This is a genomic window from Cryobacterium sp. Hz7 (assembly GCF_004402815.1).
GTDB lineage: Bacteria > Actinomycetota > Actinomycetes > Actinomycetales > Microbacteriaceae > Cryobacterium > Cryobacterium sandaracinum.
This window is the reverse complement of sequence record NZ_SOFB01000031.1, coordinates 1-9,605: the sequence shown is the minus strand read 5'-3', so window position 1 is coordinate 9,605 and position 9,605 is coordinate 1. Positions and strand designations below refer to the sequence as shown.

The window sequence follows — 9,605 nt, the reverse complement described above, 5'->3', positions numbered from 1 at the left end:
CAGTCCAGCCGCACTTGCAGTCGCTCTCGCATCCGTCGTCGCCGTCCTCTACCTCGCTGCGATCGCGTACGCCATCGTCCAGATTGCGCGAACCCGCGACCTGTCCGAGTTGGAGAAGGCCCTCTGGATGATCGCCGTCGTATTCGCGCCTCTGCTCGGCGCGCTCGTTTGGTACCTCGCCGGGCCACACCCATTCGGCCTTCGACTCACACACAAGGTTCGGTAGACCTCGACCTTCATTTCTCTTCGCGGAGAGGGTTCGATTTCAGAGAGACGAAGTCGATGGCGTGCGTCGCGCAGGGCCCTGATGAGGCCGTCGGGGTCGGCGTCCTTGAGTAGGTAACCCCCGCCCCGGCATCAAGGGCAGACACACCTTGGTCGCAGGCCGAACCGCAAGCACTTCGCGGGTCGCGTCGATGCCGTCAAGACCCGGCATCGACGGGTCCAGCAGCACGATGTCAGGGGAAGCGGCGTCCCCGAACAGGTCGGCCTGGCTGACCTGATGGCCTGCGTGTTGGAGGTCGGCACGCCGGTCCTGGCTGTCGTCCTCCTGCGTGGCGAGGGGTGGCTACGACGAGCACCTTTCTCCACCTACGTCCGGGCGCTGAGCCTGGTCGCGGTCATCGCCGTCATCACCATCGGACTCTCCGGTATGTTTTGGCTTGACGGTGTCGAAGGCTCCGAGCACCAGAGCACAACCACCTCACCCTGATCGAGGTCGGTGAAGAAATCACGTGCGGACAAGGGCAGAACGGGGGCGTCAAGAGAGGAATTCCGTGCACTCAAACGAACGGCTCAGCCCACTCTGTGTGCGTCAGAGCGAGGCCGGTTATGACGCCCTGTGCGAGCTCCTCCGGAGAGGCCTGCACCCCTTCGCCAGCCAACGTCCCGAATGTTTGCGGATCCCAGTCGAGCGACATGGCCGCGTACACGGCGTCCACAACGGAGCGGAGTCGCATCGCGGGACCCAACGCGACAGACGCCGTGACGAGCCGTGCTCCTCGGGTCACCCTCTGGGCGATTCCGACGAGCTTCACCTCTCCGCGTGCATTCACGCTGTGAGGCCCCGCGCAGTATTCGCGTCGGACCGCCCCCACACGCGCGTCGACGCCCAAATCCACGAGTACCCGCCGCATTGACTCGGACACCACGTCGAAAACGAGTTCATTGGCTATGTGCCGATCGGACGGCGTCAGCAGATCAATGACGAGGCAGCTTTCGTCGTAGGCCACCGCCCTCCCGCCCGCAAGCCGGATCACGGGCGCAAAGCCATGGTCGCGAGCCGCCTCCTGTGCGGCTGCAAACGACGGCATGAGGCTTTCCCGACGGCCAAACGCCACCGTGGGGCGCGGTGCGTACACCCTCAGGATCGGGCTGGGGACCACCACGGCCTGCATCTCCCGCATAAGCGCCAGCGTGTGGTCGATGTCGGATTGCGCGTCGGTACCTACTTGTCCGCACATGGTGATCGGTTTCACGTGAGCGGCTCCGTTGTTTCGCTCCTGCGGTGCGGTGTCCGTGGCCGCTCATCCGTCAACTCACTCAACCTGGCCATCGCGGCGGGGTTCACCCCAGCGTGCGTGGGGTACGGCGGCCGCACTCACTCGGAGTACCTGGCGTCGATCTCCACAAGGTGCCCGTGAGCTTCGTCCTGAGTGCTGACTCGCCGGTAGCTGTTCGTTGGAGGCGCCATGATCATTCGATTTTATCTCTCCACGGGCAGTGTGCTCGACTGCTGTCCAGCCACCGGCCGATGCATGCCACCTCGGTAGCTTCCGCCCACACGTACCTGACCACGAAATCGGCAGCCGGCCGAACAAACCGTTCTGGCTCCCGCGTCAGTAGCCGGTGCCGAAAACCGAGGCCGCAGCCGCCTGCCGCGACTTCGCCCGAGATACCTTGAGGCCAGGTCACCTGGTCGCGATCATCCACCGCGACAACAGAGCCTCCACATGAGCAGCGGAAAAGATCGGGCTGGAATTCGAAGAGGACGGCTATGGCGGGGCGATCGACGTCCGATCGGTGCACGGCTCACGCCTTTGATGTCCGCTTTCCGTTCGGCTACGGGCCTTGACTCTGTAGGCCGGCGACTTCCTTCGTTCCAGTCTTAAAGCGCTTACCCGGTGTCTGGCAGCACGTAGTTTATTCAGGAGGGGGTAGACGAAATGCAACTGCAAAGACCGGCTTTTCCCGTGCTCCTCGCCGTGACTGCGCGGTCTTGGATCCTCGGCATTTCGTCGATGGCCCTCATGGCCTTGGCTGGGCTGCAGTTCGCGTTCATCTCACATTCGGGTATCGGTGAATCCTGCTATCAGAATCCCGAGCTAGGCAACCTGGCTCTGCCCTCAGCAGGATGGACCGCGGACGGTGCATTTTCGTTCTTTCCCGTTGGAGTCCGATGCTCCTATTTCACGACCGATCACGAACTCCTCCTGGTGCACACCCAGTCGAGCGTGTGGGACTGGGGAATCACGTTCGCCGCAATCCTCGGAGTCATTGGCGTTGCGCTCTTCCTGACCGCACGCCTCGCCACTCGGCGAACCTGGCCGGCATCGCTCTGAAGAATCAGACCCAGACCGTCCCGATGGCGGTTCCGCTTACACACCACGGAGCAGCCAGTCATTGTCAGGGTTCCTGCCACCCTCAGGGTCCGGTGCATCCGAAGCTGGAACGGACAAGCTCTGGTCCTCCACTCGCACCCGAGCTGGCAAGGCTCGCCAACGGTCCAGAGGAACCGCCAGACCTGGGACAGGCTCGTCCTCCCGAACGTCCTCGTCCTCCCGAACGTCCTCGTCCTCGTCCTCCTGAACGCTCTCAGCCTCTTGAACGTCCCGGTCCCGGTCCCCGATCATGTTGCCCACCTTCCGCTTGTAGCCTTCAGCGTCCGACATGGTGCTGTGTCCAGCCGACTGCAAAGCACGCAGGACTGGGCAGACCGTGGAACGGCGCCGTTCAGCCTTGCCGCTAAGTGTAGGCCCGCCCCTGAAAGCCTGCCTGCTCACGAAAGGTTCCCAAACACCACTCCCCTGAAACTCCGAAACCTCGGAGACTGGGCGTCGAACCTGCGACCGTAGACGTCCGGCCTGCGGACAGAATCGGCGAGCAGCTCGTCACGCCTCAAATGCGGCATTGATCGCGTGGGTCGCCGCGACGAGCTGCTGGACGGTCTGGTCCGGCGCCTTCACGTAGCGGTACACGAACGACGGAGCGAAGTGCCCGAAGCGCTCGCGCGGCATGACTTGCCCATCCGGCGATGCGAGGACCTCGTAGAGCGGCGCGAAATCGAACAGCTCCGGGTGCGATGTGGCGAATTCCTCGCGGGCGTCTCTGTCCTCTCCGGAGCGACCCTCGAGGTGTGGCAACACGACACACAACCGAAACTGTCCTTCCTGGTTCTGCCACCCCGCTTGAATTTCGATGCCACCAACCCGAACGTGACGTCGCCAGCCGACTAGAGGCTGGCCGTGGCTAATGGCGGCCTCCGTCCATCCCACCGCCGGGCCTTCCCCCGCGAGCACAGCCTGCACCCGCCGCGCGCGGAGCTTTCGAAGCGCGGTACGAGTTTGGGTCGAGTCAATCTCTGCGAGTTGCGAACTGTCCATCCACGCAGACTCCTCCATGGAGTGCACGACAGTGGTGTCGAGTAGCGCGCTCAGGAGCCTCACGACTCGCGAGTACCGTCTGACCGTCTCGACCTCGTAGCTGCTGTCCTCATTGTCAAAGAGGGCGAGGTCGATGCGTTCAGCGAGTTCCTGATAGCTCAGGTAGGTCCAGCCCTCGACAGGCTCATGCGGTGGAGACATGCTCAGCAGGATGTGATGCGCGGGCTCACCCTTCCACCGCCCAGTCTTGGCGCGGTATTCGTCGAGCTGAGCTCGCTCGGGAAGCGAGAACACCTTGTTCTCGATGACCAACGGCGCCGCGTCCGGCCAATGGAGCACGAGGTCGAGGTTCTCTCGTTCTCGTTCAACGCGCCGCACTTTGGTGAAGCCTGTGACGTCGTCGGTCGTGAGATCGCGGAACACAGCATCGGCCAGCTTCGGCAGAGCGTCGAAGAACCAAGCGAGGAAGTTGCTGTGGAACAACTCGCGTTGGCCGTACATGATCCGCGCGAGCGGCTCCACGTTCAGTTCCCGGGCGATCACCTGCACCGGCTTCTCATCGCTCGTTGGGATGCCGTCGAGGTAACGACGCACAGGGTTCGCCCCGCCCCTGGGCGGTGCAAGCCGTTCGACGCTCGTCCCTACGGCGCCGAGTTCTGGCGCAGGCACTCCATCGAAGCCCCACCGCCCCTCTTCGTCACCGGAATGCCAGGATTGGATTCGATATGCGCCTCGGACAACACCGCCTGCGACACCAAGCGCGTAGACCGCACGTTGCCGAGTGTCCGCGCCCACGCGCCAGTACATGCGAGTCGCATCGTACGTCGCCCGCTCGTTTGCGTCGGGGGACCATTCCCGGTTGATCACGAAGATCACCGTGGGCTCGGCGACTGCGGGGATCGAGTCAGGTGCTTGCACGAAAGCAACCTAGCAGTGGCGCGACGCCTCTCGCTATCTGCAACGAGACGGTGGGGGAACTTCGTCGGGAGGCGTTCGCCCGGGAATACGGTCAGCTCATTAGGCGAGCCGTCATCAGACGTCCGCAAGCGGACCGGCTTCCGTGCGGTCACACACTGGTTACGTCGGAACAGTGCCGTTGGCATTCAACGGCTGACAAACGCGCCGCCTACGCCTTGCCCTCCGCAGGAAGTCGATTCATTGCCGTGGCCGCACGCCTAGCCTCCGCAATGGCTTGCTGCGGAGTCAGCGCGCCTGACCGCCACTCCGCGATGGTGCCAACAAGGCTCTGTTCTATGACGATCCCCTTGCGACGACGAGCGCACCGACCTGGCGCGGCTGAATCAGCCGCCGAAAGCGTCCGCAGCAAGTTCCCTTGTGACGCAACATCGGCACGCTCGACCCTTGGGTGGGATCGCACAAGTGCTGCCGCGGTTATCGTCCGTCTTGCGGGACAGCGGATGAGTCCACGCGTGACGGCAGAATGTCACGCTCTTTTAGATGCTGGTGCCACCAGGGAGACGTACAGACGATCTTGTACTTGTGCCTACTGGTCACACGTTGGTCACCCTCGTAGAGTGGCAAGCACGCGCCGAGAAGTAGCTGCGCGATCGTGCAGGCTTTCGACGCCGAGACGCACACGACCTAGAGATCGAGGTACCGCATGACTCAGTCACGTGGCCATGCTGGGCTATGGCAAGTACTTGGGGCAATCCTGTCGTTCCTCGCCAAGGGCATCGGTGCCGGGCTGTCCTCGATCGCCACCATGACTTTCGGAGGCCGAGCTGCGCCAGGCGACCTGCCAACATCGCCGCCGCCCAAAGAGTATCGACCGTAAACGACCAGCACCGCCTCAGCGGATTCGGCTACTGACCCAGACCGAGGAACTTCGGCAGCTGGCTGGCGTCCTGGACCTTCCTCTTGCGGGGAACATCACGACAGTGGGCAATTTACTCTTGGGTTATAGGACGCTGACGCCCCGGAGCGTCGTGGGTGTACAACTCAATGCGCCAAATAGCGATCAAAGAACGCCGCCACAGAGCGCAAAAAGTCACAGTCCTGCCGGGTATATGCGACTGCGAGCACGGTGCTGCCTACTGTCCGGCTTACGGGCACCCCAGCACACCTTGTTGCCTGAATTGCCGGTGCTCACTTGCCGATAGCAAGATTGTCCGCCACCTGGGTCCAGCTATCTGACGAGGGAAGGTTGGACTCGGAGATCAACTGCGCAGATCCAACCCCGGCCAAGTAGAGCTCAATCGGCAACTCAGTCGAGCACGCACTTGTCCACGCAGAGAGTGACGCGAACACGATGAGACAAACCTCCTTGCCGGACGCGGAGCGCGCTGCGAAGTAGTCCACTCCTGTTTGCTCCGAAAGCAGACGAGAGGAGTCGGGTGCCACTCCCAATTCTTCATCGGCGTCGAGGCCGGCCGGCAACTCATCCGTTGAAGTCTGAGCGCGTCCAAGGGCAGTGACCTCAGTACCTGGCTGCTGACTGCACGCCGAAAGCAACGCTGCTGATGTCACGACCAGCAGCGTTGCGAGAGCCCTGATGGAGCGACTTTGCTTATCCATTTCCACATCATTGCAGCCACTGTTCCGAAAACGTTTCATTGAGACCGCGTCGGCCGGCCGCGATCCAACCACGCGAAGCCGGCCGCGCGGCCGCCCCCGGTGAAAGTCTTCATACGTCTTGGGATGACCACTCACACTGGGTTCCGCTTCCGCAGCGACGTGCTGGTCAGCGTTTCGTGGGTTCCTCGGGTGGGGTCACTCTGGCGAGGATCGTTCCAGATTCGTCACCGATTGAGAGCACGAACGTAGTGTCATTGAGCCAGACGGCACCGTTCGTGTTGCAGGAAAACGGCAAGGACGTCGATTCTTCACCTGTCAGAATTCTGATTCCCTGCTCACTTGACTGCGGGCAGTCGCCCTTCTTGGCCATGACGCCTCTGGCCGGTGAAGACGCGCGAACCATCTTCCAATCGATTGGCCTCTCGGTGGCATCCGTATTCGTCGGTGCCGCTGTGAGCACATAGCCGACCGCGTTCACGGCGAGCACGGGATTTCGAGGCGGGTATGTGGCTATCGGTGAACGAGTTCCATCGGCGCCGATCGCAAACGTTTCCCTCTCCGTACTGACGTAGACCGTGCCGGCGGGATCGATATCGATAGCAACAGCGGCGGCGGTGACCCCCGATTCCGCACCCAGCACAGTCGTTTGCTGCCCGTTCTTCGCCACGGTTCGAATCGCGAAAGGCCACATGAAAGCCGACTCGAGCGGAGTCATCGCACCTTCGGGCACCATCTCGCCCAGAAAATCGACGAAAACCAGTCGCCCATCAGCCCCGGCCGCCACGTCGCCAATCGTGGTCGCATCGACGTCGACAGGTGTCCACGTCTCAGCATCCGTGTCGTAGAGATAGATTCCCGTCTCGATCTCGGTCCCTGCCTTGCCCGTTCTGGACACAGCGAGGACCGATGGGGAGATGGCTGATATTCCATGAACTCTCGTAAACATCTCGTCATTGAATCGGCGCAGGGTGTCGCCAGCACTATTCAGGTGCAACCGAGACCCGGCGGACTCGGTCCAGAACCCGCCCGCAGTGTCCTGGGTCATGTTCGTCATGGAATAGGTAACGTCAATCCGGTCTTCTGGACCGACGTCCAAGGCGTTGTCGAACTCGATGGGCACGACCCGCCACGAGGTCGGCGGAACATAAGAACAGGCGCTGAGGGAAGCCAGAACCACTGCAGCGCCCCAAATCGACAACCAGCTTCTGTGCACCATGCATTCAGGATGGCCTAATTCACCGACGACCTCCCAACGAACACGGCCCGAGGCATCGAACGTTCCGTTCACGGTTCCCTGCGAAGTCCTGTCAGACCTCTCGTCGGCATTCAGCGACGACAATTCGGCCAACAGCACCTCCAGTGCCGCTCGGTCGGTCGGTCGGTCGAGAGTTTTTACCACGCTTCGGGGAGATCGACGATCTGGGGGTCATCGAGGTCCCCAAGCCGTCCGACGCTGCGGCCCTCTCGCTCCTGATCAATTTGACGGGATCCGTGACCGTGACGTTCCCCGGTCCGCGTGGACGACCTGCGGGGTGCCGTGGATGCCGAAGGTTTCCGTCATCATTTCCGCGGCCAGGACCGCGGACTCAGACGCGTGGACCACGGCGCCGACGATGTAGCGGGAGTAGATATCGATCATGACGTAGCAGTCGTAGTACTTGCCCTTGATCGGGCCAGGCAGCTTTGTAATATCCCACGAGAACACGAGCCCGGGGGCGGTGGCTAGCAGTTTCGGGATCGCCCGCGGCGGGTGGCGGGCCAAGCGGCGGCGTTCCTTGACCTGTTTGTTCTCGGCCAAGATCCGGTAGATCGTTGAGATCGACGCTAGGTAGACGCCCTCGTCCAGCAGCTGCGCGTAGATCTGGATCGGCGGTAAGTCCACGAACCGGGCCGAGTTCACCACGGACAGGATCCGGGCCCGCTCCAGGACGCCCAGCTTGTTCATTGGCACCAACGCCGGCCCGGCAGCCGGGGTTCGTGGCGCCCGGGTTGCCGTCGCCCGCGGTATCCCCACCAACGTGGCAGCGGTGCGGGTCGAAATACCCCGGCGGGTCAGTTCACGGTAGGTGGTCATCACGGTTTCGTCTGCGGTGTTTCGTCCCGCGAGCTCTTCGAAAGATTTTCGAGTAGCTCGTGCATTTTTGACATGATCTCCAACGCCACCTCCGTCGTGGCCAGGCGCTGTTCGGATTGATCGAGCTGGCGGCGGAGCCTGGCGATCTCGGATTGCTCTGGCGTGAGCCGGCCAATCTTCTCTCCGGCTTTCTTGCCCTGCAGCACGCCCGCATCACGAAGCTTTCGCCACTCGGTAATCTGCGAGGAATAGATGCCCTGCTCCGGCAGATACGCCCCGCCCCCATTCCGGGAGATCGCGTCCTCGTAAGCGGCCAAGTGCTCTAGCTTCTGCGCCGGCGTGAACGAGCGCCGCGCGCTCGGGCCACCCGCACGCGGGCCAGGACTGCTGTTCTTACTCATCGAACTATCGTCGCGCACGACGATCAAAGAAGGGCTGGACATGATCGGACTTCCTGGTTCTCGCCCTACGTCAAACGGCGGACTTGCTCTGAGCTACTGGCCTCAACTCACCCTGACGGTAATGATGAGAAGAGTCTTGAGGCTGCGTGACTCTAACCCTGACTGACGTCCTTCAAGGATTGTCTTTTACGTGATCTGTCCGCGGTCTTGAGGCTGCTCAAGGTGCGCTGACCAGGCGGACATGACTTTATAGGAGCCTGAAGCGAATTCCCATTACCGTCTTGTCTGCCCACCTGGCCAACGTGCTCATCTTTTACCCAGATGGACGCAATGGAAGGGCAGCTTCATCATGGCAACAGACCCACCGAATGTCATCGTCGGCGTCGACACCCACTCCGATACTCACTTTGTCGCCATCATCGACGAGCACGGCAAACACCTAGCTGCTGAAGAATTCCTGGCAGTCAGTTCGGGTTACCGGAAGATCCTCGCCTTCATTACCCACTTCGGTCTGATCATCGGCGTGGGCGTCGAAGGAACCGGCAGTTACGGGGCGGAACTGAGTCGAGTTCTGCGAACAGCAGGACTCCCTGTCCCCGAGGTCAACCGACCCAACCGTCAAGCACGGCGTCTACGCGGAAAATCGGATCCCTTAGACGCCTATCAGGCAGCAGAATCGGTCTTGGCCGGACGAGGCACGTCGACGCCGAAAACCAAGGACGGCCCCGTTGAATGCCTCCGCGTCCTCCGTGCCGCCCGCAGTTCAGCGATGAAGGCCCGCACAATTGCCATCAACCAGATCAAGGGGATACTCGTCTCCGCTCCGGAGCACGTGCGCAGTCGGTTCCGCCCGCTGACCACAGCGCAACTCATCCCGGCGTTGAAGCGTTCCCGTCCAATGGGAAACCTCACGGACACTGAGATCGCAACGGCCCTCACTTTGAAGAAACTTGCTGTCCGATACCGATTTCTCGAGCGGGAGATTCTTGACAC

General features: G+C 62.0%; 8 protein-coding genes and 1 pseudogene. 4 read left to right on the top strand and 5 right to left on the bottom strand.

What is annotated here, in order from left to right; genetic code table 11:
• Together E3N86_RS07425 and E3N86_RS07415 are read left to right on the top strand one after the other, a co-directional pair.
• A partial coding sequence (locus E3N86_RS07425) for a PLDc N-terminal domain-containing protein (RefSeq protein ID WP_134511668.1) occupies positions 1–226 on the top strand: 226 nt, incomplete at its 5' end.
• A 276-nt stretch (positions 227–502) separates the two neighbouring features.
• Positions 503–712 carry a hypothetical protein gene (locus tag E3N86_RS07415; RefSeq protein ID WP_134511667.1) on the top strand — a complete coding sequence of 70 codons (210 nt, stop codon included), beginning with the start codon at positions 503–505 and terminating at the stop codon, positions 710–712.
• A gap of 70 nt (positions 713–782) precedes the next feature.
• Here E3N86_RS07415 and E3N86_RS07410 read toward each other — a convergent pair whose 3' ends face one another.
• The gene (locus tag E3N86_RS07410) at positions 783–1,478 is read right to left on the bottom strand and encodes a lipoate--protein ligase family protein (protein ID WP_134374896.1); all 696 of its coding nucleotides are present in this window, start codon (positions 1,476–1,478) and stop codon (positions 783–785) included.
• Between the two features lie 687 nt (positions 1,479–2,165).
• On the opposite strand from E3N86_RS07410, the gene E3N86_RS07405 reads away from it, so the two are divergent.
• A complete protein-coding gene (locus tag E3N86_RS07405; RefSeq protein WP_134511666.1) occupies positions 2,166–2,561 on the top strand; it encodes a hypothetical protein in 396 nt (131 codons plus the stop codon).
• Between the two features lie 549 nt (positions 2,562–3,110).
• Here E3N86_RS07405 and E3N86_RS07400 read toward each other — a convergent pair.
• From E3N86_RS07400 to E3N86_RS17350, 4 genes and pseudogenes are all read right to left on the bottom strand, one after another.
• Positions 3,111–4,196 carry a PD-(D/E)XK nuclease family protein gene (locus E3N86_RS07400; RefSeq protein ID WP_206751009.1) on the bottom strand — a complete coding sequence of 362 codons (1,086 nt, stop codon included), beginning with the start codon at positions 4,194–4,196 and terminating at the stop codon, positions 3,111–3,113.
• A 1,512-nt stretch (positions 4,197–5,708) separates the two neighbouring features.
• The gene (locus E3N86_RS07395; RefSeq protein ID WP_134374902.1) at positions 5,709–6,137 is read right to left on the bottom strand and encodes a hypothetical protein; all 429 of its coding nucleotides are present in this window, start codon (positions 6,135–6,137) and stop codon (positions 5,709–5,711) included.
• Positions 6,138–6,303: 166 nt separating this feature from the next.
• The gene (locus tag E3N86_RS07390) at positions 6,304–7,536 is read right to left on the bottom strand and encodes a hypothetical protein (protein ID WP_134511664.1); all 1,233 of its coding nucleotides are present in this window, start codon (positions 7,534–7,536) and stop codon (positions 6,304–6,306) included.
• A gap of 99 nt (positions 7,537–7,635) precedes the next feature.
• A pseudogene (locus E3N86_RS17350) lies at positions 7,636–8,612 on the bottom strand (DDE-type integrase/transposase/recombinase); the annotation flags it as partial.
• Between the two features lie 349 nt (positions 8,613–8,961).
• Between E3N86_RS17350 and E3N86_RS07375 the strand changes: the two are divergent.
• Positions 8,962–9,605 (top strand): transposase (locus E3N86_RS07375; protein WP_166785045.1); only part of this gene is annotated, 644 nt, incomplete at its 3' end.

Excerpts from the sequence above, each read along its gene's own strand:
- E3N86_RS07415 (WP_134511667.1), top strand. The coding sequence starts at position 503 with ATGGCCTGCGTGTTGGAGGTCGGCACGCCGGTCCTGGCTGTCGTCCTC.
- E3N86_RS07405 (WP_134511666.1), top strand. The coding sequence starts at position 2,166 with ATGCAACTGCAAAGACCGGCTTTTCCCGTGCTCCTCGCCGTGACTGCG.
- E3N86_RS07395 (WP_134374902.1), bottom strand. The coding sequence starts at position 6,137 with ATGGATAAGCAAAGTCGCTCCATCAGGGCTCTCGCAACGCTGCTGGTC.